This window comes from Frondihabitans australicus, from assembly GCF_003634555.1.
GTDB lineage: Bacteria > Actinomycetota > Actinomycetes > Actinomycetales > Microbacteriaceae > Frondihabitans > Frondihabitans australicus.
Genome location: NZ_RBKS01000001.1, coordinates 2845433 through 2872241, shown reverse-complemented (window position 1 = coordinate 2872241; position 26809 = coordinate 2845433). Strand labels below are relative to the sequence as shown.

The window sequence follows — 26809 nt, the reverse complement described above, 5'->3', positions numbered from 1 at the left end:
CGGCCCCCCGTCCCGCGCCCCCGCCCGGCCGGTGCCGCAATTCGCGACAGAAACGGCCCCGTCGCCCCACCCGTTGCAGGAGTGGCGCGGAGCGACGCCGGGATCGGTCGCGAATTCGCGACGAGGGCGGAGCGGACGCAGGATCGGCCGGGACCGGTCGCGAATTCGCGACAAGGGCCCCGGGATGGGTGCGCGAGCGCGCTACTCGACGACGAGGGCGAGCTTGCCGCCCGGGTGCCCCGACGACAGCAGCTCGAGGGCCTCGGGCGCCGCCGCGAACGGGAACGTCCGCGCCACGGGCACCACGAGGTCGCCGGCGGCGGCGAGGTCGACGAGGTGCTGCCGGATCCCGTCGCGGAACGCGGCGCTCTCGGGCGACGACCCGCCGAGGGTGACGAAGCCGTCCTGCCCGGCGCGCGCGAACCCGGCGATGCTGATGAGTCGCGACGGCGACTCGACGAGGGCGAGCGACACGTCGATCGCCTCGTCGGTGCCGACGCAGTCGAGCGCCGCGACGATGCCGTTCGGGGCGAGCGAGCGCACGCGCTCCTCGAGGCCCGGTCCGTAGACGACCGCGGTGCCGCCGAACTGCTCGACGACCCCGAAGTTCTGCTCGCTTGCCGTGCCGATCACCTTCACGCCGACTCGCCGCGCCTGCTGCAGCACGCTCACCCCGACCGCACCGGATGCGCCGTGCACGAGGATGGTCTCCCCCTCGGTCGCCTCGGCGGCGTTCAGCATGTCGGCGGCGGTGGCTCCCGCGAGCAGCAGGTTCGCCGCTTCGGCCCAGTCCAGGTTCGCGGGCTTCGCGAACACATCGGCATCAGGAGCCACGACCTGCGTCGCGTAGGCCCCCTTCAGTCGAAAAGCGAGCACCTCGTCGCCGACGGCGAGGTCGCTGTCGGGCCCCGTCGCACTGACCACCCCGGCGACCTCGAAGCCGATCGACGCCGGGAGCTGCGTGGGATCCTGCCCGAAGAGCACGCCCTTCACGTCGGCGGGGTTCATGCCCACGGCACGGACGTCGATGACGACCTCCTGCGGCCCCGGCTCGGGCACGTCGACCTCCACTTCGCGGAGCCCGTCGAGCGAGCCGAACGATTCTGCGATCCACTTCTGCGCCATGCCGACATCCAACACCGGGCCGCCGCGAGGCCGCACAGGAGTCGGCCCGACTACGCCACGAAGTCGGCGCTGATCTCGACCGAGACCTCGATGGCGGGCGGGGCGAGGTCGAACGCTCCCGACCCTCCCGCACCTCCGACGTCCATCATCATGGCCTTCGCGAAGCCGCCGCCGCCTCCGCCGCTCGGCCGCAGGCCGTCTTCGTAGAGCCGTTCGAGCGTCGGCGACCCGGCCCCGAGGGCTGCGGCGTACTCGGCCGCGCGCCCGACGGCGTCGTTCACGGCGTCGACCCGCGCCCGCCGGATCAGCGCGTGCGACGTCTCGTCGGAGAGCGTCCACGAGAGCCCGTCGAGCTCGAACAGCGGCTCGCTCGCCCAGTCGCCGGCGAGACGGCCGAGCAGCGCGAAGTCGGTGAAGACGAGCACGGTGCTGACGCGAGCCCGAGACCGCAGGATCGACTGCCCGTCGCCCGGATAGTCGTAGTAGGTGTCGGTGACGAGCCCGCCCGACGACCGTTCGGGCGCGGCGTCGCCCAGCGCGTCGAGCTGCGCCAGGAGCAACGCGTGATCCTCCGAGACGAGCGAGGCGAGCTCGGCGCGGTCGTCGCCCCTCGCCACGACCGTGACGGTGAGCGTCGCGATCTGCGCAGGATGCGACAGGGTCGCCTGGCCGTGCACCACGAAGGTCGTCATGCCGCGAGGCTACCCGGCTGGCTGCGCTGCCGACCGCTGCCCCGGCTGGCTGCGCTGCCGGCCGCTACGCCGGGTGCACCCGCGCGAGGAACCCGTTGACGTCGTCGATCTCCTCCTGCGCGACGCCGTGGGTCAGCCCCGGATACACGCTGTCGTCGACCGCCGTGTGCTCGGCGAGCCACTCGCTGGTGCGCGCGACCGCCTCGGCCGGGATCACCTGGTCGGCGTCGCCGTGCCCGTAGAACACGGGCGGCTTCGCTGCGGCGACCTGCTCGTCGACGTCGGCGGGGGCGCCCGGCACGACGAACCCGGCGAGGACCACGGCGAACTCGAACGCCGTCGGGCGCTTGCGCAGCAGCTGCAGCGACAGCGAGCCGCCCTGCGAGAAGCCCAGCAGGCCGACGGTCGGGTGCTGACCGGCCAGCGAGTCGACGAAGTCGAGCACGGCGTCGGCCGCTTCGTCGACGCCGGCGTAGTCGGGTGCGCCCGGAGTCGAGAGCGGGTACCACGAGTAGCCGCCGCCGTACTCGAGGGGAGCCCGCAGCGACGCGTAGACGAACTCGGGCGCGAGGTACGGCGCGAGGCCGATGAGGTCGCCCTCGTGCGATCCGACCCCGTGCAGCAGGAGGACGAGGGGCTTGCCCGCGCGTTCCTCCTCCGGAGCGGACCAGCGGATGACGGACGAGTCGATCGACACCATGGGTCGAGCGTATCGATCGGAGCGGAGGGGCGTGCGCCGGGGGAGTGTGCCGCGTGCTCCTGCGCCCCCGCGTCGACCGCCGCGCCGCGTTGTCTCACGAATGAAACGTCGGCCAGGTAAGAATGGGGCATGAGCTCTGTGCGCACCCCCGACCCCGACTCGGGCGACCCCAACACCTCGTGGCTCTCGGAGGAGGAGCTGTTCGAGATCCGGCAGCGGCTGCCGATCCTCTACGTCGAGGCCGTGCCCGTGCGAGTGAACGGCGAGGGCGTCGTCACCGAGGTCGGCGTGCTGCTGCGCGCCGACAGCGAGGGGACGATGACCAGGATGCTGGTCTCGGGTCGCGTCATGTACGGCGAATCCCTGCGGACGGCGCTGTTCCGCCACCTCGAGAAGGACCTCGGGCCGATGGCCTTCCCGCAGCTGCCGCCGTCGCCGGTGCCGTTCTCGGTGGCCGAGTACTTCCCGTTCCCCGGGGCCTCGGTCTACACCGACGAACGCCAGCACGCGGTGTCGCTGGCGTACGTCGTGCCCGTCACCGGGACCTGCGACCCGCGCCAGGACGCCCTCGAGATCACCTGGATGAGCCCGCTGGTCGCGGCGAGCCCGGAGGTCGCCGCCGAGATGGAGGGCGGCCGTGGGGCCCTGCTCCGCACCGCGCTGGCCTCCGTCGGCGCCCTCATCTAGCCGGGCCGCCCGCCCCGCCCCTGCCCCTCCCCCCGAGTGTCACGAAACTGCTGATGCTCGGCCGCCCCGATCAACAGTTTCTTGCCACTCACGGCTGGAGAGAACGAGGAGACGCGCGTGACAGTCAACGGAGACGTCTCGTTCTGGTATCGCGAGACGGGGCTGCCGAGCCTGCGGCCGGCGCTCGACGGAGACAGGCAGGCCGACGTCGCGATCGTCGGAGCGGGATACACCGGCCTCTGGACGGCCTACGCCCTCACGAAGGCCGACCCGTCGCTCGAGATCGTGCTGCTCGAGCGGCGCTTCGCCGGCTACGGAGCCTCCGGTCGCAACGGCGGCTGGCTCACGAACAGCATCACCGGCGGCCGCGAGAGCTACCTCGCCTCGCACGGCCGCACGACGGTCGGCCGGTTCCAGGAGCTCATGAACGAGGCCGTCGACGAGGTGGCCCACGTCTGCGCCGAGGAGGGCATCGACGCCGACCTCGTCAAGGGCGGCGAGCTGACGGTCGCCCGCACCCCCGCCGCCCGTGCCCGGCTCGAGGCGTTCGCGGCGAGCGAGGCCGAGTTCCCCGAGGCGGGCACGCGGCTCCTGAGCGCCGGCGAGACGGATGAGCGGCTCCGGATCAGAGGGACGCTCGCGGGGTTGCATCACCCTCACGCCGCCCGGATCCAGCCCGCCAAGCTCGTGCAGGGTCTCGCCCGCGTCGTGGAGGCGCTCGGCGTGACGATCCACGAGGGCACGACCGTCACCGCGATCGAGCCCGGTGTGCCCGGCGGTCGCGACCCCCGCGCCGTCACCGAGCGCGGCACGGTCACCGCGCGCCACGTGATCCGCGCCACCGAGGGCTTCACCGCGACGATGTCCCAGTCGCACCGCGAGTGGCTGCCCCTCAACTCGTCGATGATCGCCACCGAACCCCTGCCCGCCGCGGTCTGGGACGACCTCGGCTGGCAGCACCGCGACGTCGTCGGAGACATGGCGCACGTGTACATGTACGCGCAGCGCACCGCCGACGACCGCATCGCCCTCGGTGGCCGCGGCGTGCCCTACCGCTACGGATCGCGCGTCGACACCGACGGCACGACCAGGGCGTCGACGATCGCCGAGCTCACCGGGATCCTCGCCGACATGTTCCCGGCCGCCGCGGGCGCCGCGATCGATCACGCGTGGTCGGGAGTGCTCGGGGTGCCGCGCGACTGGCGCGCCACGGTCGGGCTCGATGCGTCCTCGGGGGTCGGCTGGGCGGGCGGCTACGTCGGCACGGGGGTCACCACGACGAACCTCGCCGGGCGGACGCTGGCGGACCTGGTGCGGCGGGCTCGGGGAGAGGGCGGCGACACCGAGCTCCTGCGCATGCCCTGGGTCGGCCATCGGGCGCATCAGTGGGAGCCGGAGCCGCTGCGGTGGCTCGGCGTCAACCTCATCTACGGGTCGTACCGGCTGGCCGACCGGCAGGAGTCGCAGGGCGCGTCCTCGCGCACGTCGCCCTTCGCGGCGCTCGCCGACCGCATCTCGGGGCACTGACGCCGGTTTCTGATCGAGCTCTTGCGCTTCGTGCAACCTAGTGCAACCATTGGGTTGCATGAGAGACAGCATCGAATCGGAGATCGAGATCGCCGCACCCCTCGACCGCGTCTGGGGCCTCGTGTCCCAGCCCGGCTGGTGGGTCAACGACGGCACCTACGCCGAGGGCGCCGCCGAGCGCGTCGCCGACGGCGAGTGGGTCGTCCACAACGAACACCACGGCGACATCGCCGTCACCGTGGTCGAGCTCGCCGAGCCGGAGCGCGCCGTGTTCCGCTGGAGTCCGGGCGGCCCGGGCTCGTCGCCCACCACGATCGAGTTCACGCTCGCATCGTCGTCAGGTGGCGTCACCGTAGCCGTCGTCGAATCCGGCTTCGCAGCCCTGACGCCCGAGCAGTACGAGAAGACGTACAGCGGCAACGTCGAGGGCTGGAGGATCGAGCTGGGCGCGCTCGCCGACGCGGCCGACGCCGCTCGTACGGGCGAACACGCGTGACGATCACCGCCGACGACACCCGGGTGCTGGCCGCGCTCGCCGACGAGACGCGTCAGGGGATCCTCGACGTCCTCGGGCGGGCGCCGGCCAGCGCCTCGGCGCTCGCGCGCGAGCTGCCGATCTCCCGGCAGGGCACCATGAAGCATCTGGCCGTGCTCGAGTCCGCGCGTCTCGTGCGGGGTGCCCGCGAGGGGCGGGAGGTCGTCTACGCGGTCGACACTGCGCCGCTCCGTGCGGCGGCAGAGGCGCTCGCGCGTGCGTCCGAGCACTGGGATCGCCAGCTCCTGCTGCTCAAGCGCGCCGCGGAGCACCCCGAGCCCTGACGCCCGCGGTGCGAGGGGCAGAAAAGTGCGGACGCGCGCGGCTCGGCATCAGCACTTTCCTGCCACTCGGCGGGCCGAGAGCGGGGCGCAGGATCAGCCGCAGTACTCCGACGGGGGCGTCGCGCTCGTGAAGACGGTCAGCGTCGACACGAGGCCGTCGGTGCCGACGCCGATGTCGATGAAGCGCCCGGCATCGTCGCCCGTGCCGGCGACGGCGAAGACGGTCGTGTTGGGCGCGAGGTCGGTGCGCCCCGTGACGCCCGGGTAAGCGGCCTTGACCGCGGCCTCGGTCGATCCCACTCGGATGCCCGCCACGGTCGCCGGCGAGGCGGCGCGCTCGGTCGCGGAGAGAGACGAGGCGTCGCGGCCGTCGCCGACCGAGACGACGCTCACCGTGTCGGCCGTCTTCGACTCCTGCGAGACGATCAGCGTCGGTCCGCCGTGTGTCGGCGAGTAGAACACCGCGGGGCACGTCGTGCTCGGGTTCGGCACCGTGTATGCGTGCGCCATGACCGCGCTCTCGCCCGAGCGCGACGCCCCGAGGTCGAGGGGTCCGACTCCGGCGAAGGTCACCTTCCACGTGGTCGGGCTGGCGAGATCGATCTCGGGTGTCGGCGTCTCGCTCGGCGTGACCACCGGCGCGACCGTGTCGGACGCCGACGCGGAGGGGCTCGCGGACTCGGACGGCGACGTGCCCGACGTGCCGTCGCCGGAGGAGCAGCCGGCCAGGGCGAGCCCTGCCAGCAGGGCCAGGCCGGCTCCTGCTGCTCGAAATGCGTGTCGGCGCGAGACTCTCATGGATCTCCCCTGATCGTGACCGGTCTCACCATGATGTCCGCTCGCGCGAAAAGGTTCCCTTCGGGTTCCGGGCGCGGGATCAGCCATAGCCCTCGTCGCCGAGCCTCCACCCGGCGGCCGTCTTCACGAAGCAGAACTGCCAGCCGGGCATCGACCCGGGCTCGGCGCCCGACATGTTCGTCTCGGTGATGTCGACGGGGATGCAGTCCTCGCCGTCGCCTCCGGCCTCGTCGGGCGAGACCTCGCTGTCTTTGCCGATGTGGCCGTACGAGAGTAGATCGGGGTGATTGCTGAAGAGCGAGAAGGTGCCGCCGCCGCACCAGGCCATGCTGCGCTGGTCGGGGCTGTCAACCGTAAGCGCCTCGGTCGTCGCGCAGTCGTGCGCCTTCGCCGCCTTCAGGTAGACCCGCAGCACCTGCTGCGGCGAGGCGCTCGCCGACGGCAGACTGGCGCTCGCCGGAGCCGCGTGAAGGGTCGCTCCCGCAAAGGCGCCCACCGCCAGCGTGAGCGCACCCGCCACCACGGCGTGCTTTCGCCCCCATCTCATGCGCCCAGTCTGCGGTCGCGCCCGCTGAGCGTCATCCCTCTCGCGACGGAGTTCGCCTCGTGCGCGAGTGGCAGAAGAGTGCGGATGAAACGGGCTCGGCATCCGCGCTCTTCTGCCACTCGGCGGGCCTCCCGCTCGGGCCGCGAGCGCGGCGCTAGAAGGTGAGCACGAAGCGGCCGCGCGAGCCGCCGGCCTCCAGGCGCCGGTGCGCCTCAGCGGCCTCGGCGGCGGGCAGCACCCCGGCGACCCGCAGCGTCACGACGCCGTCGGACGCCGCCTGCCGCAGCGCGTCGAGCTTCTCGTGCGAGCGGTACTCCTCGGCGACCCGCACGGTGAGGAAGCGGACCCCGGGCGTCCCGTCGCCCTCCCACCCGCGGAACGACACGAACGCCCCGCCCGGCTTCACCGCCGACGTCACCTGCGACATCTGCAGCGCCGTGTCGACGACCGCGTCGACACCCTCAGGGGCGGCCTGCAGGATCCGGGTCGCCACGTCGTCCCCACGCCCCACGACGACGTCCGCCCCGAAGCCCGCGACCAGCGCCTCGTCGCTCGGTGAAGAGTCGGCGATCACCGTCAGCCCCGCCGCCTTCGCCAGCTGTACGACATAGCCGCCGAGGGCACCCGCCGCGCCCGTCACCGCGATCGTGGCGCCCGCCGGCAGCGCCAGCTTCTCGAGCGCCTGGACGGCGGTGAGGCCGTTCATCGGGAGGGTGGAGGCCTCCTCGAGGGACGACCCGGTCGGGATCCTGCTCATCGACTGCCACGGGCCCACGACGAACGACGCGTACGCGCCGCCGTGCTCGCCCGCGGGAATCGTGATGGCCATCACCTCGTCGCCGACCGCGAACGGCGAGCCCTCGCCGACCTCGTCGACGACACCGGCCGCATCCATGCCGACGACGTAGGGCGGCCCGGCCATCGGCGCGCCCTGGCCCGCGCGGCTCATCGTGTCGGTCGGGCTGACGGCGACGGCCGTCACGGCGATGCGCACCTCGCCCGGGCCGGCATGCGGCTCCGGCTTCTCCACGATCTGCAGGACGTCAGGGCCGCCGAACTCGTTCACACCGATCACACGCATGGTTCGACGCTAGCGCCTGCGGCGGGCCGGGCGGCTACTGTGGCGGGGCATGAGCGACGCACAGTTTCCTCGGATCCGGCAGACCGCCATCGACACCGCAGACCCGCGGGGCCTGGCGGACTTCTACCGGCAGCTGCTCGGCCTGAACTGGTCGCCGGGCGACGAGCCGGGCGGCTCGTACGAGAAGGCCCAGGTCGAAGCCGGCCAGCCGATCGACTGGGTCGGGCTCGACGACGAGAACGGCACGCGCGTGCTGGCCTTTCAGCTCGTGGTCGACCTGCCCCGGCCGGTGTGGCCCGACGGCAACCCGCCGCAGATGATGCACCTCGACACCTCCGTGCCGACGTTCGCCGACCTCGAGCGGCATCGCGACCGGGCAGTCTCGCTCGGAGCCGAGATCATCAGCGACCAGAGCGACGATCCCGACGAGGCGCTCTACGTCTTCGCCGACCCCTCCGGCCACCCCTTCTGCATCTTCGTCCAGCCCGACTGACCCGTCCCCCGCCCGCCGGCCCCACCCCGCCCGCTCCCGCCCCGCCGGCTCCCGCCCCGCCCCGCCCCGCCCATACGCCGAGTGGCAAGAAAGTGCTGATGTCGGTCCGGCTGCATCAGCACTCTTTTGCCACTCGGCGGGGAAAGGGCGGGGGATGGGCGGGGAGGGGGAGCGGGCGGGGCAGCGGGACGGGCGGGGGACAGGGCGGGGCGAGGGGGTTAGGTGGGGGCGTGCAGACCTTCCTCCCGTACGCCGACTTCGACGCGTCCGCTCGCGTGCTCGACGATCGGCGGCTCGGCAAGCAGCGCGTCGAGACGCTGCAGGTGATGAAGGCCCTCACGGTGCCCGGCTACGGCTGGCAGCACCATCCGGTCACGGCGATGTGGCGCGGCTACCGTCCGGCGCTCATGGAGTACCAGGAGGCCATCTGCGCCGAGTGGGCCAGGCGCGGCTTCCAGGACACCTGCCTCGTCAAGACCCGCGCCGTCCTCGACGAGTCGCCGGGCGACGCGCGCGCCTTCGACCGACACTCGTACGAGATGCCGCCCTGGCTGGGGCGGGAGGACGTTCACCTGTCGCATCGCTCGAAGCTCCTGCAGAAGGCGCCCGAGCTGTACCGCGATGTCTTCGCCTCGGATCCTGCGACCCTCGACTACGTCTGGCCCGTCGCCACCGCCTGAGGAGGGCGGCCTCCTCGCGAGGGCGTCGCGCGGGTTACAGTGTGACGGTCGCGCCGACCGGTGCACACGGCAGAAGGGCCCGAGCATGGAGCTGCTGATCGGCATCGCCGTCGTCGCCCTGCTCGTGGTCGGCGTGCGCCGTCTTGCGCGCCCGGCGAAGAAGGCCCCGGTCGACGCCCCTACCGCCCCGGCTCCCGCTCCGGTGCGGCAGACGGTCGACGGCGGCGAGTTCGTCGCGACGCCGGTCGTGTCGTCGACCGCGGTGGCGAGCCAGGGCGCAGGAGCGGCGACCGGCTCCTTCGCCGAAGCCCAGCGCCTCCGAGGCCTGCTCCTGGCGCGGCGAGTGCCGCCCACCCTCACGCCGTGGGCCGTCGTGCCCGAGCCCGGCGAGGTGTTCTTCTACCGGCTCGAGGTCGACTACGAGCGGTTCTACGGGGCCGAGGTCGGGTTCAAGCCGGCGTCGGGGTTCTACTTCGGGTCGCCGGCGTTCATCCTGGCCGGGATGGCGGTCGCCGGGCTGACCAACGCGAAGCGCCGGGCGGACGCCGCTGCGGCGTCGGCCACGCAGTGGCGTGAGCTGGCGAGGTGCGAGTTCCTGGTGACGAATCGGCGGCTCCTGTGCCTGGTGCACGGCCAGTGGGTGAGTTTCCACTACGCGGCGATGACGGCCGTCTACCCCGAGATCGCCGAGGGCGTGCTCGTGTGCGAGTTCACCGGGGTGCCGCCGCTGCGGCTCTCGGGGCCCGACACCGCGATCGCCGCCGTGATGACGGTGTTCGCGACGCACGGGCTCGACGCCGTCGCGGCGCACCCGAGTCTCGCGGCGCTCGGGTAGTCGCCGCTCGCACGCCGCCCCACTGCACGCCGCCCCGCTGTGTGCTCACAGAAAACCGCCGCCCGGCGAACGAACCGCCGCTAGGGCAGGTTCATTCGCCGAACGGCGGTTCGCAGCGTGCGCGAAGGGCCTAGCGGCCGCGACCGCCGCCGTTGCGCGGCGCGCTGCCGCGGACGAGCGAGCCGACCTTCAGCGAGCCGGGGCGACCGCCGCCGGACGACGCACGGCGGTTGCCGCCGCGCCCGCCGCTGCCACCGTCGCGCTGACCGCCGCCGTTGCCGCCCTCGAACTGCGCGGCGAACTCCGCCTGCTCGTTGCGGGCCTGGTTGGTGCGGCTCGAGCCGCCGTCCGACTGGGCGCGGCGGGGCCGACGCTCGTCGCGGACCGGGGCGCTGTCGCGCACCGGAGCCGACGACGAGGCGCCCGACTCGGTCGAGTAGAACGTGGTGCTGCCGGTGCGGGGAGCCTGCGAACGGCTGCGGTCGGCGCCACCACGGGGGTTGCCACCCTGGCCGCCGCGACCGCCGCGTGCGCCGGCGGACTGGCCGCGACCGGAGCCGTTGCCTCCGCGGCGGGGCGAGCCGTCGGCTCCTGCGCCCTGAGCGACGGCGGGACGGCCGGAGCGGTCCTTGCGGGCGATCGGCGTGCCATCGGGGTTCTGCCGTGCTGCGCGCTTGCGCTGGGCGTTCGCGCCGGTCGACCGGCCGCCGCCCTGCTGCTGCTGACGCTCGGACTTCGGCGCCGGCTTGACGTAGGCGGCCTTCTCGCCGACGAGCGCCTTCACCTCGGGCGAGTCGGGCGTGACCGGGGTGACGGTCGCGGTGATCGCGGCCTTCTTCATCATCTGGGCCACGTCGCGCTTCTGCGACGGGATGACGAGGGTGACGACGTCGCCTTCGGCGCCGGCGCGAGCGGTGCGGCCCGAGCGGTGCAGGTACGCCTTGTGCTCGGTCGGCGGGTCGACGTGGATCACGAGCTCGATGTCGTCGACGTGCACGCCGCGGGCGGCGACGTCGGTCGCGACGAGCACGCGGGCCTCGCCGGCCGAGAAGGCCGCGAGGTTGCGGTCGCGCTGCGGCTGCGAGAGGTTGCCGTGCAGGTCGACGGCGGGGATGCCCGACTCGGTGAGCTGCTTCGCGAGCTTCTTCGCGTGGTGCTTGGTGCGCATGAACAGGATCCGGCGGCCCTTGCCCGACGCGAGGGCGGTGATGAGGGCCTTCTTCGTCTCGACCGACTCGGTCTCGAACACGTGGTGGGTCATCTTCGCGACGGGTGAGTTCGCCTCGTCGACCGAGTGGAGCACCTCGTTGTGGAGGAACTGCTTGACCAGCTTGTCCACGCCGTTGTCGAGCGTGGCGCTGAAGAGCAGGCACTGGCCGTTCTCGGGCGTCGACTTCAGGATGCGCGTGACACCGGGCAGGAAGCCCAGGTCGGCCATGTGGTCGGCCTCGTCGAGCACGGTGATCTCGACGGCGTCGAGCTTCACGAAGCCCTGCTTCATGAGGTCCTCGAGGCGGCCCGGGCAGGCGACGACGATGTCGACGCCCTGCTTGAGCGCCTGGACCTGGCGGTTCTGCGAGACGCCGCCGAAGATCGTGGTGGTGTTCATGCCGTACGCGGCCGCCATCGGCGCCAGGACGGCGTCGATCTGCGTGGCGAGCTCACGAGTCGGGGCGAGCACGAGGCCGAGCGGGCGACCCGGGCGGCGCTTGCCGCCGGCGAGGGTGCCGCCGAGGCGCGCGGCCATGGGGATCGAGAAGGCGAGGGTCTTGCCCGAGCCGGTCTTTCCGCGGCCGAGGACGTCGCGGCCGTTCAGGGTGTCGGGGAGCGTGTCGACCTGGATCGGGAACGCGGTGGTCTTGCCGTCGGCGGCGAGCGCCTTGACGATGGGGGCCGGGACGCCGAGCGAGGCGAAGGTGGTGCCCTCGGTCTCGTCGATCTCGGGGGTGGTGGTGAGGGTGTCTGACACAGGTGCCTTTCGGGCAGTGGTCGAGCCCCGTGGGCATGCGCAGGACTGCCGTTCGGCAGTCAGCGGCGCAGCTGGACTCGAGTGTGGCGACGGAGCGGTTTCGCTCGATCGTTTCGCCGCAGAGTGAGCTTCGCGAACCCCGTGGCAAGCCCGGCTCGAAGCTGTGCTGGAAGCACTGGAGCTGTCGGCCGGCGGGGGAAGTGAGGGGCGTACTACGACGCAGGCAGCCGATCGGGTCGGCTGGCAAGTATCTCCAGACTACATGATGCCTGTGACGAAGCCCAGGGTCGGGCTGCCGGACGAGTCGGGTTCGTCCTCGCGGACCACCGGCCCGGCACTCGCGGCGGACGCGGCGCCCGACCGTGCGACGCCAGCCTGGACCCATGCCCCGCCGACCTCTCACCCTGGCCGCCGCCCTCGCCGTCGTCGCCCTCGTGCTCACCGGCTGCGCCGCCCACGCGGTCACCACCGTGTCGGCGCAGGAGCCCGCGACCCACCTCGACTCGTGGAAGGTCGTCTCCGCTCGCATCGACTCCGCGGCCGCCGCCGTCGAGCAGAGCTTCCCCGGCACCTGGACCACCGCCGTGGCCGCGCCCCCCGCCGAGGCCTGCACGAAGACGGTGTGGAGCGGCGCCGGCGTCGAGCGCACGCTGCCCTCCACGGACGGCGTCGCCACGGTCAGGCTCGTCAAGTCGTCGTGGTTCGACGAGAACGAGCGGCCCGCAACGACCCTCGGGTCCCGCTACGCGGCGCCGCTGGCGACAGCGGGCTGGAAGGTCGATGCGGCCGGGCCCGGTGATCCGTCTCTCGGTGATCTCGATTCGCCGTCGAACACCGAGAAAGTCAGGGCGCGCTGGGGATCGTCGGATCAGGTCACGCTGGTCGGGGGCTTCGACGGCGACAACTGGGTGCTGGTCGCGTCCGTGGCCTGCGCAACACCAGGCATTCCGCGGCAGGGCCTGACTCAGTAGGCGCCGTCGTACCGCTCGCCGACCGGGATCTCCACAGGCACAGTGTTGCCAGGCTGCGCGAGCGGGCAGGCCCAGGCGGGGTCGTAGGCGCAGGAGGGGTTGTAGGCGAAGTTGAAGTCGAGGACGAGGGAGCGTGCCGCTGCTCCTGCCCCCAGGTCGGCGCCCTTGACCGTGTCGATCAGGTAGCGGCCGCCGCCGTAGGTGCCGCCCGGCTTCCCCGCGAGAGCGTCTTTCACGGGCACGAAGATGCCGCCGCCGTAGGAGGCGAGGCGCCAGACGTCGAGCCTGCCGACGCCCGGGACGTCGACCAGGCCGATGCGGTCGAACGGGACGTCGCCGTCGGTGCCGGTCGGGACGATCATGCGGTGAGCCTCGGCCGGCTGGATCTCGACCTCGAAGCGCCAGGCCGGGTCGTACGGGGTCGTCGGCAGGCCGGTGAAGCCCGGGCGGTCGTCGGGCAGGAGGGGCGTCGACGGGTGGGTCGCGAAGACGTCGTCGCGGGTGCGGCGCCACAGGTCGTGGGCGGCCTCGATCGCCGCCTCGTCGCCCGCCTCGGCGCGCTCGCCCGCGGCGCGGACCTCGCGGTAGAGGGCGTGGATGCGGCGGCGCCAGTCGGCGACGTCGATGGCGTACTGGGCGGAGTCGGCGGTGGTCTCGGTCACGGCGCTCACGCTACTCGGGGCCGCTGACGCTGACGCTGACCCTCCGCCCTTCCCTGACCGCTCAGCGCCGTCGCAGTCGGGTGAACCAGTTCGCGTCGGCGATCTGCGTCGCCGCGATCAACTCCGGGACCGCCGCAGAGGGGATCGGCGCCGGTGCGGGCCGGTCGTCGATGGTCGCGGGCACCGACGCGATCAGGGTCGCTGGATCGTCGTGCGCGGGCAGCCGCCCGAAGCGCTCCGCTCGAGCCCGCGCGGCCTCCGCCGCCGAGAAGTCGTGCTCGTCTCTCGCCTGGCCCATTGCCACCCTCCCCGCTGACCGATATTCCTCACACTACAACGCAACGGAGCCGTCGGAAAGGTCAGGCGCGGGGCGACGGCCAGGTGGGGGCGAGGCGACGCATCCGATAGCCGCGCCACTGCCACGTGAGCCAGAGCCCCGGCCAGAGCAGCGGCGTGAGCGGGCCGGCGTCGAATTCGAGCCGGTCGCGCAGCAGGGTGCCGCCGACGAGGCCGGCGGAGCGCGGGGCCGGCGACACGGCCATGCGGTGCCGGATCCGCAGCCGCGCGAACATCCCGCTGACGCCGCGACCGGTGTCCTCCTGCACGTGCGCCACGCCGCTTCCGGCCTCCGACGTGACCGGCGGCACCTTCACCTCGTACCAGCGCAGGTCGACGTGCGTCACGCCGAGGGGCAGCAGGCCCAGGATCCGGGCGGAGACCCTCGACGGCGAGGAGCCCCAGCGCGCCGGGAATCCCGCCGGCTCCTGCGACCGGTAGACCACCGCCGGGCGCGTGACGGCGACCATAACGTCGGGACGGGCGAGCGCGTCGGAGACGGCCGCCGGAGGTGCTGCGAGGACGAGCTTCAGCTGCACGTGCATCGACCCAGTCTGCCCGTGCGGCCTGACCCCCGACCGAGATCATTCGTTCGGTGTAGGCGGCGTGACGAAAGCTCATCCGGGGGAGCGAAGCCCGACCGAGTCGGCGCGACCTACGCTCGCCGCATGACCACCTCTTCCCGCACAGCGCGGGCCCGCCTGGCCGCGATCGCCGGCCTCTCCGCCGCTCTCACCGCCCTCGCCCTGACCGGCTGCACGTCGACGACGACGCACTCGGCCGCATCGTCGACACCGACGCCCCACACCTCCTCGCCGACCACGAAGGTGTCGACGACGATCGGTCTCACCTGCGACAGCGCGATCGCGCCCGCTGTGCTCGGTGCGGTCGACCCGACGATCCTCCCCCAGAAGAGCGAGGGAGCGGGCGGCTACACCGTCGCGCCGCCCAGCAACGGCCCCGCCGCGTCGGGCCTCAGCGCCTCGACGATGACGCGCCTCGGCACCGAGGACCTCGCCGGTCCGCCCACGGCCGTCTCGATGCTCGCCGCCGCGCAGGAGGGCTTCTATGACTGCTCCTACATCGGCAAGAAGGTCTCGTTCACGCTGGATGTCCTGCCTGACGCCGCGACGCAGTTCGCGGCCGCGAAGAAGCAGGATGTCGAGACCGCCGCCAGTGCCTTCGCCGTGCCGATCACGGTGTCCGACCTCGGCACCGACCAGTTCGCCGGATGCCAGACCCAGAACCCGAACTCCTCCCCGTGCGAGATCGACGTGCTCGACGGCTCGATCTGGTACCGAGTGCAGGAGTGGCCCGCCACGACGCCGACGAGCTCTGCATCGGCGTCGAGGGTCGCCTTCCAGCTCACGAGCGTCGTGAAGTCGGCGATGCGGCAGACGCATCAGTCGGGCCTCACGCCCGCCCCGATGACCGTGGCGGCGTCGGCGTGGTCGAAGGTGACCGAGTGCTCGCAGATCCTGCCGGGCTCGCGCGGCGCCACGGCGTCCTCCGACCTCACCGACGCGTACGACATCGCCTTCGCCGATGCCGTCGCGAAGTCCGGCAGCATCGGCTGCTACGGGTCAGCGGGCGCGGTGTTCGCGCTGCCGGGCGGCGGGTCGGTCGAGCCCTTCGACTACGCCGGCAGCGACTACTCGACCCCGGTTGCGCTCACCCTCGCCGGTGTGACGGACGCCCGCTACGTCTGCGCTCACAGCGGCGCCCAGTGCTGGGCCGAGGGCGTGGTCGACGGCGCTCTGGTCGTGGCGTCGAACGACGGTCAGGCCCAGGCGCAGGACTCCGCGACCCTCGCCCAGGTCGGCAAGGCGCTCGCCGCACTCTGAGACGTCGGAGGCCGCCGCACCGCGCCGGCTGCCGGATCGCTCCGACAGCAGCGCCGTCGGCGGCCGCCGCTAGCCTGAGAGCGTGAGTCAAGAGCGCTACCAGGTCCGCTTCGAGTGGGGCGAGGCGGGCGCCGCGCGCATCGCCGCCGGCGTCCACGCGATCGTCGTCGTCGACGAGCTCGACGGGCACGGGCAGGCCAGCGCCGCGTCGCTCGCCGCGGCGATCGCCGAGCGGGCGACGGGCGGGCAGAGCGGCACGGCGGCGCTCGCCGGGGGGGCAGCCGTGCTCTGCGCGACCGAGGCGTCGGCTGCCGACGCGGCCACGCGCATCCTGCGGCTGCAGGAAGAACTGGGCGACCGGTGCGTCGTCGCGATCGTCGCCGCGGGCTCGCTCGACGCCGACGGCGCTCGCACCGCGGTCGAAGACCTTCTGGCCGCAGGAGCAGTCGTCGACGCCCTCGCCGAACGCGGCCTCGACTTCGCCTCTCCCGAGGCCGCCGCCGCCGCGGCCGCCTGGCAGGGCCTGCGACGCGCCACCGCGCACCTGCTGACCGCGTCGACGTCGGGCGGCCACCTCGCCGACGCGCGCGCCCAGCGCGACGCGCACCCGTCGACGGTCGTGACGCTGCGGGAATTCAGCCCGCGCGCGTAGCGTTCGGCCCATCGATCGCGTCGCGATCACGACACCCGCAGGAGGAATCATGAAGGCAGTCCTGGGCGACGGAACCGTGGTGGCTGAGGCCCCCGAGTCCGACCTGATCAAGATCGAGGGCAACTGGTACTTCCCGCCGGCGAGCGTCAACGAGTCGCTCCTCGAGAAGACCGACACCCCCTACACCTGCCCGTGGAAGGGCGAGTGCCAGTACTTCTCGGTGAACGGCCTCCAGGACCGCGCGTGGAGCTACCCGACGCCGTACCCGACCGCGTTCGACCGCGTCGGCAAGGACTTCTCGAACTACGTGGCCTTCTGGAAAGAGGTCCAGGTCACCGAGTAGCGGCGCCGCGGGCGCGATGCGCCCGCACCTTCGCCCGGTTGCCGCAGGTGGTCATCGAGCACCACCTGCGGGAGCCGGCCCGCGACTCGTCGGCGAAGACGAGGCCGCAGTCCTCCGCTGAGCAGTGTCGGATCCTGCGCCCCGGGTCGCCCACGAAACCGACCTCGCCGAAGAGGCGCACGGCGTCTCGGGCGATCGACGCCAGCGCCTGACCGACCCGGAGTCGGCCCGCGCCCGCCTGGCGCCGACCGCCGCCGAGCGAGGGCGGCACGTCGGGCAGCGCCGCGTAGAGGTTCACGATGTCGATGTCGTCGGGCCGAGGCAGGTGCCCGTCGGCGGCGTTCAGGGCCAGCCGCGCGATCGCGTCGCGCAGGGCTCGCGCGTCGTGCAGCTCGCGGTCGCCGGCCGGCGCGCCGAGGCCGTCGAAGCGCTCGCGCAGGAAGTCGTCGAGGTCGGCCGGCACGAGCAGGCCGTCCCAGCCCGGTGCGTCGGCCTCCGATCCGGCCGCAGGAGCCGAGGTGCCCGGCACTCCCGCACCCGGCCCGAACGTGCCCGCAGGGAATCCGCCGCGGTACGCGAAGTCGAGGCTCACCGCGCCCGCGTCGAAGTACCACTTCAGGCCCGAGTCGGACGTGAACCACTGACCTGTCGGCATGTAACCACCCTAGCCGGGTGCCGGACGGCTGCGCGGCCGCTTGTTGGCCTCCGGGGGTCGGCGGCATTTCCTCCCGCCGGGCCGAAGTCCTCCCTGGCGCGTGGGTCGGTGGTGTCTGTGGCGTCGGGCGCCTCCTGCGGGAGGAGTTCCTTGTCCGGGTTCCTCCCGAGCGTGCGAAAGGACCCCCAATTTCCTCCTGGCAGGGCGGAATCCTACGGATCTCCTCCCGGGGCGAACAGAAGTCCTCCCGGGCGGAATTACCGCTCGGCGGTCGTTCCTCCGGTCGGTGTGTTCTCCTCCCGGGGCGAACAAAAGCCTCCGGGCGGAACAGGCGCGTCAGGCGGCCGGGCGACGCCGCCAGGTGATGAGGTTGGCGTCGTCGAAGCGCCGCGAGCACTTGCCGCACGAGAGGGGCCGAGCAGGCGAGCGGTAACGGAAGTGCTCGTGCCCGGCGGGGCAGAGGCCGATCCACGGGGCGAGCTCGGTGGCGATCGCGCCGTCGTGCAGGCGGGAACCGGCGTAGCCGAGGTCGGTGGCCACGGCGCGCCAGCGGGGGCCGTGGCCGGCTCGTGATCCTGCGATCGCGTGGGCGACCTCGTGCAGCAGCACCTGGTGGATCTCGTCGTCGTCGAACCGGGCGGCGAGATGGCGCGAGACCGTGATGCGCTTCTTGCCGTAGTCGCACAGGCCCGCGCGGGTCTTGGCGTTGTCGAAGCCGAACGACCACACGGCGGGGTCGAGATGCAACGCGATCAGGGCGTCGGCCCAGCGGGTGACGCGCGAGAGCTCGGCCACGGCCTCGACGCTACGAGCGGTCGCGGGGCGAGTCGTCGTTCGTCGCGTCGAACGCGCCCCAGATCGAGCGAGCGGCCTTGCGGGCGCGGTTGACCTCGGCGTCGAAGCCGTTGCTCGGCTGCTCGTCGTCGTCTTCGTTGCGGTCTTCGTCGTCGATGATCCGGCGGGCACGACCCGGGGCCGTGGCGTGCGGGATCGCGATCGCCTGCGTCTCGACGCCGATCGACGCCGCATCGGGGATCGCCTCGTCGGCGGGAGCGTCGGGGTCGAGCCGGGCGCCCGCGTCGGGGTCGAGCCGCTGCGGCGCGGGCCGCTCGGCCGGGCTGCCGAGGAACGCCGGCGAGCCCGTCGTGCGGAAGAGCGGGGCCGGGTCGGTGTCCTCGACGTCGGACTCGTCGTCGTCGCCCTCGACCTCGGCCACGACGACCTCGTCGACGTGACCGGGCTCGTCTTCGGCGGCCGGGGCGGATGTCTCGCCCGCGCCCTCGAGGAAGGCCTCGGCCTCGATCACGTCGTCGTCGTCTTCGTCGCTCGCATCGGGCGCGGCATGCTGAGGCGCCGCCGACTCGCCGCCCAGGTAGCCGGGGCTGTCGAGGACGACGGGTCGCACCACGGCGTCGAAGTCGTCGGGGGCGGTGGCCAGGGTGGGCGCAGGATCGGCGACGGCCGGAGCCTCGGGAAGCGTCTCCGCCCCGCTCGGCACCTCGGCGGGCGAGGGCGCGGCTGCCTCGCCGGTCGGCGCCACCGCGGGTTCATCCTCGACCGGGTCGGGGCTGTTCTTCTGCAGGATCGCCCGCATCACGCCCTCGATCGCCACGCGCAGCCCGTTCGTGCGCTCCGCCGGGGCGCCCGACTTCTCGTACGCGGCCAGGGCGGCGCCGAGCGACTCGCGCGACTCCTCGTACCGGCCGAGGTCGTACAGCGTGTAGCCCTCGAGCTCGGCGGCGGCGGCCTCGAGCGCGCTCCACTCCTCGGTGGCGGCGCTGATGCGGCTGGTGTGCAGGTCGTTGAGCGCGCGCTCGAGGCGGCCCTGCTCTTTGAAGACGTAGGCGCGGCGGATGCGCGCGGCGGTCGAGTCGGCTCGGTCGCCGGTGAAGTGGGCGAGGCGGAAGGCCTCCTCGCTGATCGCGAGCGCATCGTCGAGGCGGCCCAGCATGCGCAGCAGGTCGGCTCGCTCGCCGAGGGCGGCGGTGCTCCGGCTCGCGCCGAGCTCGGCGAGGCGCCCCTCGATCGCTGCGGCGTCGATCGCGGGTCGCAGGCTCACGGGGTCGAAGTGCGCGGTCAACGGGCCGGTCGGCACGATGGGTGCCGCCAGCGTCTCGGGCACGGGGTGGTCGGTGAGGCCACCGTGCGCGGAGTCGTCGGAGTGGTCGTGCTCGGTCATCGCCTTTGAGGGTAGTCGTGTCGCCCCCCGATCGCCTCCCGGCACACCGGCGGCCCGTACCCCGGGCCGCCCGCGCGCCATGAGACGTGCCGCGAGGCGGTCGCCTCGGTCAGGCGTTCGGCCGGAGCGTGATCCCGCCGACGACGCCCAGAACGGCGCCGGACGCCGTCTTCTCAGTGAAGGACACCGTGTACGGGCCGGTCCCCATGGGGCGGACGAGGGTCCAGGTGCCGTCCTTCGCGACGGGCACGGTGACGGAGCCCAGTCCTTTGGGGCTGGTCACGTCGAGCGTGACCGTGTTCGCCGCGGTCCCGTCGCCCGTGCCGGTGAACGTGACGTTGCCGACGCGGTAGGTGTCGCCGTTCTTCGCCGAGACGGTGAACGGCTTGACGGTCGGCTGCACGAACAGGCTGAGGCGGATTCCGTCGATGACGTCGGTCGACCCCTGGGCGGTCTGCGTGAGCTTCACCGTGTACGGCCCGGTGCCGAGCGAGCGGGCGAGACTCCACCTGCCGTCATCGGCCACCGTGGTCGAGACCGGAGAGCTGGTGAAGCTCGTCGTCTCGAGGGTCACCGTGCCGCCGGGGGTGCCGGTGCCCGAGAACACGTTGGTGCCGAGGCGGTACGTGTCGCCGTCGCGGAGGTTCGTCTGCGCGAGGTCGACGCGGGCACCGGTCTCGTCGCTGTGCACCGACTGCGTCATGGTCGCCGCGTTGAGCGGATCGCTGGTGTCGCCCACCTTGCCAGCAAGGGCGTCCTTGTTGATGTACACGGGACGCCCGAGGTAGTCCGCGTACTGAAAGAGGCCGGGGGATGCCTCGGTGAAGGCGGTGCTGCGGCTGGAACAGGATGTCAGCGACGCGATCACGTCGATCTTCATGCACTGATCCGCCGGCGCGCCCGGGGGCTGGAACGAGAAGGCATCCGCGGGTGCACCCGTGGCGACCGAGGGGATCACCCCCTAGCGGGCGGCGCCTGCTTCGGCCGCAGCCTTCGTCGGGTAGACCGTCCAGGTGAAGTCGCTATTGGCACCGAGCCAGCGATTGCCGCTGTCCTGCGTCACCAGCTGGATCGACGAGACGAGACCCTGCGTCGAGGGCGCGGCGTGCGCCGCAGTCGCGAGCGGGCCGACCGAAAGGGTGACGGCGGCGAGCGCTGCGGCGCCGGCCGCGAGCATGCGGAACGTGGGCATGGAAGTAGTCCTTTGCGTCGAGGAAAACGACGAGACTACCGTGAAATACTGAATATAACCCGATACTCAGACGGCGACGGGAACGCGGGCGGCGACCGTGGCCGGCGTGGCGCGCGCGGTCGCAGGAGCAGCGGCAGCGCCGCGCGGCCGCAGCGCGTGCCGCAGCTCGAAGTCCTGGTTCTCGAGGATCACCTGCGCCGAGGCTCCGGTCGCGGAGTTCACGACGATCGGGGCCATGAGGTTGACCGTGGTGCCCGAGGGCGCGGGGTTCGCGACCACGAGCAGCATCGCCTGGTCGGGGTCGGTGACGCCGAGGGAGTCTCCCTGCTCCTGCGAGATGACGGGCGAGTACTCGGGCAGGTGCACGCCGGCGTCGAGCACGAAGAGGCGTGTGAGCGGCTCGGACGTCGAGTGCAGGGAGTACAGGCCCGCGGCTCCTGCGACCTCGTCGAGGGTGAAGTCGACGACCGGGTCGAGGCCGGGAGGGGGAGTCACGAAGGTCAGTGAAGCGCTCATCTCAGGAAGTCCATCAGGGTCGGTTGGATCACCTTGGCGGTGACCGCGAGGGCGGATTGGTAGGTCACTTCTTGGGTCTTGAGGTCGAGGATGACTTTCGCCATGTCGACGTCCTCGACGCTCGACCGCTGGTTCTCGAGCGAGGTCGACGAGTTGGCGAGCGTGGTCTGGGCGCGCGTGAGCTGGGCCTCGCGCGAGCCGACGTCGCCCCAGGCGCCCCGGACGGCGGTGAGGCGCGAGTCGATGTCGTTGATGTGCGACGAGATGTTGACGCCGCTGCGGAGGTCGCTCACGATCGAGTCGACCATCGAGAAGACCGAGTCGGTGCCGGTGCCGAAGACGGCCGAGCCGTCGGTGTCGACCCTCACCGTGGTGCCGTCCGCGATCCTGCGCTGCACGCTGGAGCCCGCGACGCCGTTGAAGGTCGGCTCGGTGGTGGTCGTGACGCCCGTGGTCGGGTCGGTGGTCGTCGTGCCGGCGGTGTAGGCGGCGCCCGCATCGGAGGACCCCGCGAAGATCGAGCGGCCGTTGTAGGTCGTGTTGGCGCTCGCGAGCAGGTCGCTCTTGAGGCCGACGAGCTCGGTGGCGATCGCCTCGCGGGAGGTGGCCGACATGGTGCCGTCGTTCGCGCCCTGGACGGTGAGGTCTCGGATCCTGTTCAGGATGTTGGTGGTGTCGCCGAGCGCGGAGTCGGTCGTCGACAGCCAGCCCACACCGTCGGTCGTGTTGCGCGTGTACTGCGCGTTGTTGGCCTGCTGCGAACGCACGAGCATCGACTGCCCGGTCGCCGTGGGGTCGTCGGAGGGCACCGAGATCGCCTTGAGCGACGACGCCTGGTCGGTGAGCTGCGCGAGGCGCGCGGCGTTGTACTGGAGCGACCGCTGCGCCTGGAAGGTGGCGGTCTGGTTGGTCACGCGGCCGAGCATCAGCTGATCCCCACGAGTCCGACGTGGTTGATGAGGGTGTCGAGCATCTGGTCGACGGCCGTCATCACGCGGGCGGCGCCCTGGTAGGCGTGCTGGTACTGCAGCAGGTTCACGTTCTCTTCGTCGAGGTCGACGCCGGCGGTGGAGTTCTGCTGCGTCTTCGCGCTCGTTGCGGCCGTGGTGGCGCGGTCGGAGGCGGCGATCTCGGTCTTGGCGGCCGAGCCGATCGCGGTGACGATGCCGGCCCAGGCGCGGTCGGGTGCGTTCGTGCCCGTGCCGAGGGTGGCGATCTGGTCGGCGACCGTGCCGTCGAGCGCTCCTGCGCCCACGGCGCCGCTCTGCAGGTCGGCGGCCGACTGCGGCACGACGGTGAGGCTGGTCGCGGCGGGGCCGGTGCCCGAGAAGGAGTAGAAGTTGGCACCGGTCGTGCCCGAGGGCGTGGCACCCGTCGAGTAGACGCTGTTGATGGCCGTCGCCAGCTGCGTGGCGAACGAGTTGTACGACGCCGCAGCCTCGGCGAGGACTCCGCCGGTGCCGTTGCCGTCGGCGGGTGCGAGGACCGAGAGCGATCCGGCGAGCTCGCCGCCGTCGAGGCCGACCGAGGCGCCGGGGCGGTGCGTCCACTCGAGCTGCACGGGCGAGGCCGCGGCTCCCTCGAGTGTGGCCCCGCCGCTCACCTGAACGGTGCGGTAGTCGGAGCCGCTGACCAGGGCGTTCCCGCCGATCAGCACGTCGACGGTGCCGTCGGAGTTCGCGTGGACGGTGCCGCCGGCGAGCTTCGCGACGTCCTCGGTGAGCGTGTTGCGCTTGTCGATCAGCTCGTTCACGTCGCCGCCGGTCGAGAGACCCTGCTGGATCTGCGAGTTGAGCTGCGCGATCTGCTTCGCGTCGCTGTTGAGGTCGGCGGCCTGGGTGTCGACCGTCGAGCGGACCTGCGACCACTGCGACGACACGGCCTGGTAGCCGGTCTTGATCGTGTCGGCCATCGACTGCGCCTGGCCGAGCAGCGTCGAGGCAGGAGCCGCGGTGCCGGGGGAGTTCGACACGTCGCCCCACGCCGACCAGAGCCCCTGCAGCTGCGCCGAGAGGCCCGAGGTGCCCGGCTCGTTCAGCGACGACTCGAGGTTCGACAGCACGCTCGAGCGCACGCCGGAGTAACCGGAGCTCGAGGCGGTCTGCCGAACGTTCTGGTCGAGGGTGGCGTCGCCGATGCGCTGGTAGCCGTCGATCGACACGCCCTGGCCGATTCCGGTGCCGGTCGAGAAGAGGCCGGGCTGCACCGCCTCGATCGACGACGTGGTGACGCGCTGGCGCGTGTAGCCGTCGGTCGACGCGTTCGAGATGTTCTGGCCGGTGATGTCGAGGCCGGCCCGAGCCGCGGTGAGTCCGCGGTAGGCGGTGTTCAGGCTGCCGAAGGTGCTCATCGCTAGAGCCGCCCGTCGAAGAAGTGGCTGCTCGTCGCGGACGCGCTGCGCCCGGTGCCCGAGGCGTCGTAGAGCGCGGGATCCGAGGCGGCGGTGGCCAGCGTCTCCTGCGTCGACCGCGCCGCGGCCCGCAGGAACTGCTCGTTCTCGTCGCGGAGCTGGCGGATCTGCGTGGTGAGCTCGGTCATGGCGCGCAGGTGGGAGGTGAAGATGTCGGCCCAGGGGCCGTCGGGGGCGTGCTGGATCAGCTCGCGCAGCGGCGTGGTTTCGTCGGTGCCCCACTCCTCGGCGACGACGGCGACCTCGACGGTCCGCTCGAGTCCGGCCGCGCGGAGACGCTCGAGCACCTGCTCGACCTCACGCGTGGCGTGCTCGATCCACCGGGACTTCCCGGCGGTGAGGAGCAGCTGCTCCTCCTCCAGCTTGAACGTGAGCAGCTCCAGGAGCTCTCTCTCACGCCAGAGCACGGCGGACAGTTCGTTCACGCCCACGGTCCCTCTCCTTATAGGTCTGCTGCGGTGCACTCGTGGCGACCGACGCAGAGAGCGGTTGCGCTCTCACCGTCACCTATCGGCCGTCGCAGGAGGCGCGTTAGACGGTTCAGGGTCGTCTTAAGTTTCGGACGAAACGGTTTGGTCGACAGGTGTCCGACTAGTGCACGCAGGAGCCCGCCAAACACTCCCTCTTCGGGGGTGAATTCGGCCGAAAAACGGGCCGTGTCCTCCAAAATGACGACACCTCATCCCCCCGCAGTGGGGCCTTTTTTCCCTGGTTTAACCCCTCAGCGGCTGGATAGCGTTGACGTTGTCGGGAGATCACCCCGGCGGGTCGGAAGCACAGGGAGCATCCGGCCGGAGAGCACTCCGCTCTCGACTTCCATTCGACGAACGCCTTGCAGAGGCGTTATTCGTCGTGCCGAAAGCCAGGTCAGGGGCCAGTCATGAACAAGATCGAGCGCAACGCGATGGTGGTGCAGAACCTCCCTCTCGTCGGTTACCTCGTCTCCGAGGTGTGCGCCCGTGCGACGCACCTCAGCCGTGACGACCTCGCCTCGGCCGGCGCCCTCGCCCTCGTGCAGGCGGCCGACGCGTTCGACCCGGAGCAGGGCGTCCCCTTCGGCGCCTACGCCCGCACCCGCATCATGGGCGCGTTCGCCGACGACATGCGCTCGAGCGACTGGGCCAGCCGCGGCACCCGCAAGCGCATCAAGGAGACCCTGGCCACGCAGGAGACCCTGACCGCCGCCCTCGGCCGCACCCCCAGCGTCGACGAGATCGCCTCGTCGCTCGGCGTCGACCGCCAGACCGCCGCGGACGCGCTCACCGACGCCGCCCGCACCGTCACCGCCATCGACGAGACGGTCGCCGACCAGCTGGCCGCCGAGATCATCCTTCCCGAGGAGACCCTCCTCGAGCAGGAGCGCACCTGCTACCTCCGCGCCGCAGTGGAGGCCCTCCCCGAGAAGATGCGCTACATCGTCGAGAAGGTCTACTTCGGCGACTCGAGCGTCACCGAGATCGCCGAGGAGCTCGGCATCACCCACTCGGCTGTGTCGCAGCAGCGCACCGAGGCGATCCGCCTCCTGCGCGACGCGCTCAACACCCACTACGCCGACGACGAGGCGACCGAGGTCGTCTACGAGTCGAAGACCGCTCCCGCGCGTCGGGCCGCGTACCTCTCGCGCGTGGCGTCGGGTGCGGTGGTCGGCATCGGCCGTGCCATGCAGCAGGCGAACGCCCCGGTCGCGGCGCGAGCCGTCGCCTCCTGAGGCCCGCGTCAAAAACTTTTCACGAATTCGCTAACGCCTGCGACGCAGCAGCCGATAGCTCTCAGTGTCAGCCCACGGATGGGCGGCAGCACCACCCCCATATAAATCACGGAAGAGAGTTTCATCATGGGTTTCCAGATCAACAACAACCTCGCGGCGAACAACACCTACCGCAACCTCAACAGCACGCAGAACGACCTCTCGTCTTCTCTCGAGAAGCTCTCGTCGGGTCTCCGCATCAACCACGCTGCTGACGACGCGGCCGGCCTCGCCATCTCCGAGGGCCTCAAGTCGCAGGTCGGTGGCCTCACGGTCGCGGCCCGCAACGCCCAGGACGGCGTCTCCGTCGTCCAGACCGCTGAAGGTGGCCTCACCGAGACGCAGTCGATCCTCCAGCGCATGCGCGACCTGGCCGTCCAGGCCGGTAACGACTCGAACAACGCGGACTCGCGCCAGGCGATCACCACCGAGGTCTCGGCCCTCACGGACGAGCTCTCGCGCATCTCGGCTTCGACCAACTTCAACGGCATCAACCTGCTCGACGGCTCGGCCGGCGGCGGCTCCGGAAAGCTGGCCTTCCAGGTCGGCGCCAACGGCGACGCGGCCAGCCAGATCACCGTCGACCTGTCGGGCGCGAACGTGAAGAACATCGCGAACACGCTCGCCAGCGGCACCACCGCCACCGGCGGCACCTCCTGGACCGTCGACACGACGACGCTCGCCTCCGGCGCTGCGACGTTCAAGTCGACCAACGGCGGCGCCGTGACCACGGTCACGACCGGCACCCTCTCGGGCACCGGCACCGGCGGCTCGTTCAAGAGCGTCGACGAGTACGCGGCCGCTCTCTCGAGCGACGCCTCGTTCTCGGCGAAGTTCTCGGTCTCGACGACCAAGGACGCCAACGGTGCCTCGACGGGCATCGTCGTCACGGCCAAGGACGGCGGCACGGTCGACACCACCGCCCCCGAGGGCGGCGTCTCGGGCGGAACCTCCGCACCGTCGACCGTGGGCATCAAGTTCGACACCGCGGCTCACGCTCAGGCGGCCATCACGGCCATCGACGCGCAGATCACCGCTGTCTCGACCGCCCGCGCCAACATCGGTGCCGTCCAGAACCGGTTCGACCACGCGATCAACGTCACGAACGTCGCGCAGGAGAACCTGACCAGCGCCGAGTCGCGCATCACCGACACCGACATGGCGTCGGAGATGGTGAAGTACACCCGTGCGAACATCCTGAGCCAGGCCGGCACCTCGATGCTCGCGCAGGCGAACCAGAGCACCTCGGGTGTTCTGTCGCTGCTCCGCGGCTAGTCACCAGGCAGGTTGAAGTAACTCAGCACCACCCCGGGGTCGGGTGACGAGAGGAAGTTCGGGTTCTCTCGTCA

Annotated in this window: 32 protein-coding genes; 13 read left to right on the top strand and 19 right to left on the bottom strand. The window is 71.9% G+C overall.

The features are described 5' to 3' along the window. Window positions 1–201 precede the first annotated feature (201 nt). The 3 genes from C8E83_RS13565 to C8E83_RS13555 form a co-directional block, all read right to left on the bottom strand. Entirely contained in the window at window positions 202–1125 is a 924-nt protein-coding gene (locus C8E83_RS13565; protein ID WP_121370383.1) for an NADP-dependent oxidoreductase, read from the bottom strand. Window positions 1126–1175: 50 nt separating this feature from the next. Next, window positions 1176–1817: an SIMPL domain-containing protein gene (locus tag C8E83_RS13560; RefSeq protein ID WP_121370382.1), complete on the bottom strand. Its 642-nt coding sequence runs from the start codon at window positions 1815–1817 to the stop codon at window positions 1176–1178. Window positions 1818–1881: 64 nt separating this feature from the next. Then, entirely contained in the window at window positions 1882–2517 is a 636-nt protein-coding gene (locus C8E83_RS13555; RefSeq protein WP_121370381.1) for an alpha/beta hydrolase, read from the bottom strand. 129 nt (window positions 2518–2646) lie between these two features. On the opposite strand from C8E83_RS13555, the gene C8E83_RS13550 reads away from it, so the two are divergent. From C8E83_RS13550 to C8E83_RS13535, 4 genes are all read left to right on the top strand, one after another. Beyond that, the gene (locus C8E83_RS13550; protein ID WP_121370380.1) at window positions 2647–3204 is read left to right on the top strand and encodes an NUDIX hydrolase family protein; all 558 of its coding nucleotides are present in this window, start codon (window positions 2647–2649) and stop codon (window positions 3202–3204) included. A gap of 117 nt (window positions 3205–3321) precedes the next feature. Beyond that, on the top strand, window positions 3322–4731 hold the full coding sequence (locus C8E83_RS13545) for an NAD(P)/FAD-dependent oxidoreductase (RefSeq protein ID WP_121370379.1): 1410 nt from the start codon (window positions 3322–3324) through the stop codon (window positions 4729–4731). A 58-nt stretch (window positions 4732–4789) separates the two neighbouring features. Next, window positions 4790–5227, top strand: a complete 438-nt coding sequence (locus tag C8E83_RS13540; protein WP_121370378.1) for an SRPBCC domain-containing protein — start codon at window positions 4790–4792, stop codon at window positions 5225–5227. Then, window positions 5224–5550 (top strand): ArsR/SmtB family transcription factor, encoded by a 327-nt coding sequence (locus tag C8E83_RS13535; RefSeq protein ID WP_211331701.1) that lies wholly within the window; start codon window positions 5224–5226, stop codon window positions 5548–5550. The genes C8E83_RS13540 and C8E83_RS13535 overlap by 4 nt, the downstream gene beginning before the upstream one ends. Window positions 5551–5643: 93 nt before the next feature. On the opposite strand, the gene C8E83_RS13530 is transcribed toward C8E83_RS13535, so the two are convergent. The 3 genes from C8E83_RS13530 to C8E83_RS13520 form a co-directional block, all read right to left on the bottom strand. Further along, the gene (locus tag C8E83_RS13530; protein ID WP_121370377.1) at window positions 5644–6348 is read right to left on the bottom strand and encodes a hypothetical protein; all 705 of its coding nucleotides are present in this window, start codon (window positions 6346–6348) and stop codon (window positions 5644–5646) included. A gap of 79 nt (window positions 6349–6427) precedes the next feature. Beyond that, window positions 6428–6895 carry a hypothetical protein gene (locus C8E83_RS13525; protein ID WP_147430178.1) on the bottom strand — a complete coding sequence of 156 codons (468 nt, stop codon included), beginning with the start codon at window positions 6893–6895 and terminating at the stop codon, window positions 6428–6430. 154 nt (window positions 6896–7049) lie between these two features. Continuing rightward, on the bottom strand, window positions 7050–7976 hold the full coding sequence (locus tag C8E83_RS13520) for an NADP-dependent oxidoreductase (protein ID WP_121370375.1): 927 nt from the start codon (window positions 7974–7976) through the stop codon (window positions 7050–7052). A gap of 49 nt (window positions 7977–8025) precedes the next feature. Here C8E83_RS13520 and C8E83_RS13515 point away from each other — a divergent pair, with 49 nt between their 5' ends. The 3 genes from C8E83_RS13515 to C8E83_RS13505 all read left to right on the top strand — a co-directional run bounded on the left by C8E83_RS13515 (window position 8026) and on the right by C8E83_RS13505 (window position 9984). Beyond that, entirely contained in the window at window positions 8026–8469 is a 444-nt protein-coding gene (locus C8E83_RS13515) for a VOC family protein (RefSeq protein ID WP_121370374.1), read from the top strand. Window positions 8470–8699: 230 nt separating this feature from the next. Beyond that, window positions 8700–9149: an MSMEG_6728 family protein gene (locus C8E83_RS13510; RefSeq protein WP_121370373.1), complete on the top strand. Its 450-nt coding sequence runs from the start codon at window positions 8700–8702 to the stop codon at window positions 9147–9149. A gap of 85 nt (window positions 9150–9234) precedes the next feature. Beyond that, window positions 9235–9984, top strand: coding sequence for a hypothetical protein (locus C8E83_RS13505; RefSeq protein ID WP_121370372.1), 750 nt, complete (start codon window positions 9235–9237; stop codon window positions 9982–9984). 130 nt (window positions 9985–10114) lie between these two features. On the opposite strand, the gene C8E83_RS13500 is transcribed toward C8E83_RS13505, so the two are convergent. Next, window positions 10115–11953, bottom strand: coding sequence for a DEAD/DEAH box helicase (locus C8E83_RS13500; protein WP_342768929.1), 1839 nt, complete (start codon window positions 11951–11953; stop codon window positions 10115–10117). A gap of 383 nt (window positions 11954–12336) precedes the next feature. Between C8E83_RS13500 and C8E83_RS13495 the strand changes: the two genes are divergently transcribed. After that, a complete protein-coding gene (locus C8E83_RS13495) occupies window positions 12337–12924 on the top strand; it encodes a hypothetical protein (RefSeq protein ID WP_121370371.1) in 588 nt (195 codons plus the stop codon). On the opposite strand, the gene C8E83_RS13490 is transcribed toward C8E83_RS13495, so the two are convergent. The 3 genes from C8E83_RS13490 to C8E83_RS13480 all read right to left on the bottom strand — a co-directional run bounded on the left by C8E83_RS13490 (window position 12918) and on the right by C8E83_RS13480 (window position 14467). Next, window positions 12918–13586 (bottom strand): DUF1684 domain-containing protein, encoded by a 669-nt coding sequence (locus C8E83_RS13490; RefSeq protein WP_245981672.1) that lies wholly within the window; start codon window positions 13584–13586, stop codon window positions 12918–12920. The two genes, C8E83_RS13495 and C8E83_RS13490, sit on opposite strands and share 7 nt — an antisense overlap. Window positions 13587–13647: 61 nt before the next feature. Continuing rightward, window positions 13648–13884, bottom strand: a complete 237-nt coding sequence (locus C8E83_RS13485; protein WP_121370370.1) for a hypothetical protein — start codon at window positions 13882–13884, stop codon at window positions 13648–13650. 61 nt (window positions 13885–13945) lie between these two features. Next, window positions 13946–14467 carry a hypothetical protein gene (locus C8E83_RS13480; RefSeq protein ID WP_147430177.1) on the bottom strand — a complete coding sequence of 174 codons (522 nt, stop codon included), beginning with the start codon at window positions 14465–14467 and terminating at the stop codon, window positions 13946–13948. Between the two features lie 123 nt (window positions 14468–14590). Between C8E83_RS13480 and C8E83_RS13475 the strand changes: the two genes are divergently transcribed. The 3 genes from C8E83_RS13475 (at window position 14591) to C8E83_RS13465 (ending at window position 16761) form a co-directional block, all read left to right on the top strand. Then, on the top strand, window positions 14591–15766 hold the full coding sequence (locus C8E83_RS13475; protein ID WP_121370368.1) for a hypothetical protein: 1176 nt from the start codon (window positions 14591–14593) through the stop codon (window positions 15764–15766). 82 nt (window positions 15767–15848) lie between these two features. Then, window positions 15849–16418 (top strand): hypothetical protein, encoded by a 570-nt coding sequence (locus C8E83_RS13470; protein ID WP_121370367.1) that lies wholly within the window; start codon window positions 15849–15851, stop codon window positions 16416–16418. Window positions 16419–16467: 49 nt separating this feature from the next. After that, on the top strand, window positions 16468–16761 hold the full coding sequence (locus tag C8E83_RS13465; protein WP_121370366.1) for a DUF427 domain-containing protein: 294 nt from the start codon (window positions 16468–16470) through the stop codon (window positions 16759–16761). Here the strand turns inward: C8E83_RS13465 and C8E83_RS13460 are convergent. The 9 genes from C8E83_RS13460 to C8E83_RS13420 form a co-directional block, all read right to left on the bottom strand. Further along, complete coding sequence (locus C8E83_RS13460; protein ID WP_121370365.1) at window positions 16751–17416, bottom strand: CGNR zinc finger domain-containing protein; 666 nt, start codon at window positions 17414–17416, stop codon at window positions 16751–16753. The genes C8E83_RS13465 and C8E83_RS13460 overlap by 11 nt on opposite strands. Before the next feature lie 336 nt (window positions 17417–17752). Further along, window positions 17753–18211, bottom strand: a complete 459-nt coding sequence (locus C8E83_RS13455) for a SprT-like domain-containing protein (protein ID WP_121370364.1) — start codon at window positions 18209–18211, stop codon at window positions 17753–17755. Window positions 18212–18221: 10 nt separating this feature from the next. Continuing rightward, entirely contained in the window at window positions 18222–19595 is a 1374-nt protein-coding gene (locus C8E83_RS19565; RefSeq protein WP_170159939.1) for a hypothetical protein, read from the bottom strand. A gap of 109 nt (window positions 19596–19704) precedes the next feature. Then, the gene (locus C8E83_RS13445) at window positions 19705–20475 is read right to left on the bottom strand and encodes a hypothetical protein (RefSeq protein ID WP_147430176.1); all 771 of its coding nucleotides are present in this window, start codon (window positions 20473–20475) and stop codon (window positions 19705–19707) included. A gap of 81 nt (window positions 20476–20556) precedes the next feature. After that, window positions 20557–20787: a hypothetical protein gene (locus tag C8E83_RS13440; protein WP_121370362.1), complete on the bottom strand. Its 231-nt coding sequence runs from the start codon at window positions 20785–20787 to the stop codon at window positions 20557–20559. Between the two features lie 66 nt (window positions 20788–20853). Continuing rightward, a complete protein-coding gene (locus C8E83_RS13435) occupies window positions 20854–21303 on the bottom strand; it encodes a flagellar assembly protein FliW (protein ID WP_121370361.1) in 450 nt (149 codons plus the stop codon). Continuing rightward, on the bottom strand, window positions 21300–22217 hold the full coding sequence (gene flgL / locus C8E83_RS13430) for a flagellar hook-associated protein FlgL (protein ID WP_342768928.1): 918 nt from the start codon (window positions 22215–22217) through the stop codon (window positions 21300–21302). The genes C8E83_RS13435 and flgL overlap by 4 nt, the downstream gene beginning before the upstream one ends. 11 nt (window positions 22218–22228) lie before the next feature. After that, a complete protein-coding gene (flgK, locus tag C8E83_RS13425; RefSeq protein WP_121370359.1) occupies window positions 22229–23653 on the bottom strand; it encodes a flagellar hook-associated protein FlgK in 1425 nt (474 codons plus the stop codon). Window positions 23654–23655: 2 nt separating this feature from the next. Further along, window positions 23656–24144, bottom strand: coding sequence for a flagellar protein FlgN (locus tag C8E83_RS13420; RefSeq protein WP_121370358.1), 489 nt, complete (start codon window positions 24142–24144; stop codon window positions 23656–23658). A gap of 449 nt (window positions 24145–24593) precedes the next feature. On the opposite strand from C8E83_RS13420, the gene C8E83_RS13415 reads away from it, so the two are divergent. Beyond that, the gene (locus C8E83_RS13415) at window positions 24594–25421 is read left to right on the top strand and encodes a sigma-70 family RNA polymerase sigma factor (RefSeq protein WP_121370357.1); all 828 of its coding nucleotides are present in this window, start codon (window positions 24594–24596) and stop codon (window positions 25419–25421) included. A 126-nt stretch (window positions 25422–25547) separates the two neighbouring features. Next, on the top strand, window positions 25548–26735 hold the full coding sequence (locus C8E83_RS13410) for a flagellin N-terminal helical domain-containing protein (protein WP_121370356.1): 1188 nt from the start codon (window positions 25548–25550) through the stop codon (window positions 26733–26735). Window positions 26736–26809: the final 74 nt, after the last annotated feature.

Coding starts and splice junctions, on each gene's coding strand:
- C8E83_RS13565 (WP_121370383.1), bottom strand. CDS start 1,125: ATGGCGCAGAAGTGGATCGCAGAATCGTTCGGCTCGCTCGACGGGCTC.
- C8E83_RS13560 (WP_121370382.1), bottom strand. CDS start 1,817: ATGACGACCTTCGTGGTGCACGGCCAGGCGACCCTGTCGCATCCTGCG.
- C8E83_RS13555 (WP_121370381.1), bottom strand. CDS start 2,517: ATGGTGTCGATCGACTCGTCCGTCATCCGCTGGTCCGCTCCGGAGGAG.
- C8E83_RS13550 (WP_121370380.1), top strand. CDS start 2,647: ATGAGCTCTGTGCGCACCCCCGACCCCGACTCGGGCGACCCCAACACC.
- C8E83_RS13540 (WP_121370378.1), top strand. CDS start 4,790: ATGAGAGACAGCATCGAATCGGAGATCGAGATCGCCGCACCCCTCGAC.
- C8E83_RS13530 (WP_121370377.1), bottom strand. CDS start 6,348: ATGAGAGTCTCGCGCCGACACGCATTTCGAGCAGCAGGAGCCGGCCTG.
- C8E83_RS13525 (WP_147430178.1), bottom strand. CDS start 6,895: ATGAGATGGGGGCGAAAGCACGCCGTGGTGGCGGGTGCGCTCACGCTG.
- C8E83_RS13520 (WP_121370375.1), bottom strand. CDS start 7,976: ATGCGTGTGATCGGTGTGAACGAGTTCGGCGGCCCTGACGTCCTGCAG.
- C8E83_RS13515 (WP_121370374.1), top strand. CDS start 8,026: ATGAGCGACGCACAGTTTCCTCGGATCCGGCAGACCGCCATCGACACC.
- C8E83_RS13505 (WP_121370372.1), top strand. CDS start 9,235: ATGGAGCTGCTGATCGGCATCGCCGTCGTCGCCCTGCTCGTGGTCGGC.
- C8E83_RS13495 (WP_121370371.1), top strand. CDS start 12,337: ATGCCCCGCCGACCTCTCACCCTGGCCGCCGCCCTCGCCGTCGTCGCC.
- C8E83_RS13485 (WP_121370370.1), bottom strand. CDS start 13,884: ATGGGCCAGGCGAGAGACGAGCACGACTTCTCGGCGGCGGAGGCCGCG.
- C8E83_RS13480 (WP_147430177.1), bottom strand. CDS start 14,467: ATGCACGTGCAGCTGAAGCTCGTCCTCGCAGCACCTCCGGCGGCCGTC.
- C8E83_RS13475 (WP_121370368.1), top strand. CDS start 14,591: ATGACCACCTCTTCCCGCACAGCGCGGGCCCGCCTGGCCGCGATCGCC.
- C8E83_RS13465 (WP_121370366.1), top strand. CDS start 16,468: ATGAAGGCAGTCCTGGGCGACGGAACCGTGGTGGCTGAGGCCCCCGAG.
- C8E83_RS13460 (WP_121370365.1), bottom strand. CDS start 17,416: ATGCCGACAGGTCAGTGGTTCACGTCCGACTCGGGCCTGAAGTGGTAC.
- C8E83_RS19565 (WP_170159939.1), bottom strand. CDS start 19,595: ATGACCGAGCACGACCACTCCGACGACTCCGCGCACGGTGGCCTCACC.
- C8E83_RS13445 (WP_147430176.1), bottom strand. CDS start 20,475: ATGAAGATCGACGTGATCGCGTCGCTGACATCCTGTTCCAGCCGCAGC.
- C8E83_RS13440 (WP_121370362.1), bottom strand. CDS start 20,787: ATGCCCACGTTCCGCATGCTCGCGGCCGGCGCCGCAGCGCTCGCCGCC.
- C8E83_RS13435 (WP_121370361.1), bottom strand. CDS start 21,303: ATGAGCGCTTCACTGACCTTCGTGACTCCCCCTCCCGGCCTCGACCCG.
- flgK (WP_121370359.1), bottom strand. CDS start 23,653: ATGAGCACCTTCGGCAGCCTGAACACCGCCTACCGCGGACTCACCGCG.
- C8E83_RS13415 (WP_121370357.1), top strand. CDS start 24,594: ATGAACAAGATCGAGCGCAACGCGATGGTGGTGCAGAACCTCCCTCTC.
- C8E83_RS13410 (WP_121370356.1), top strand. CDS start 25,548: ATGGGTTTCCAGATCAACAACAACCTCGCGGCGAACAACACCTACCGC.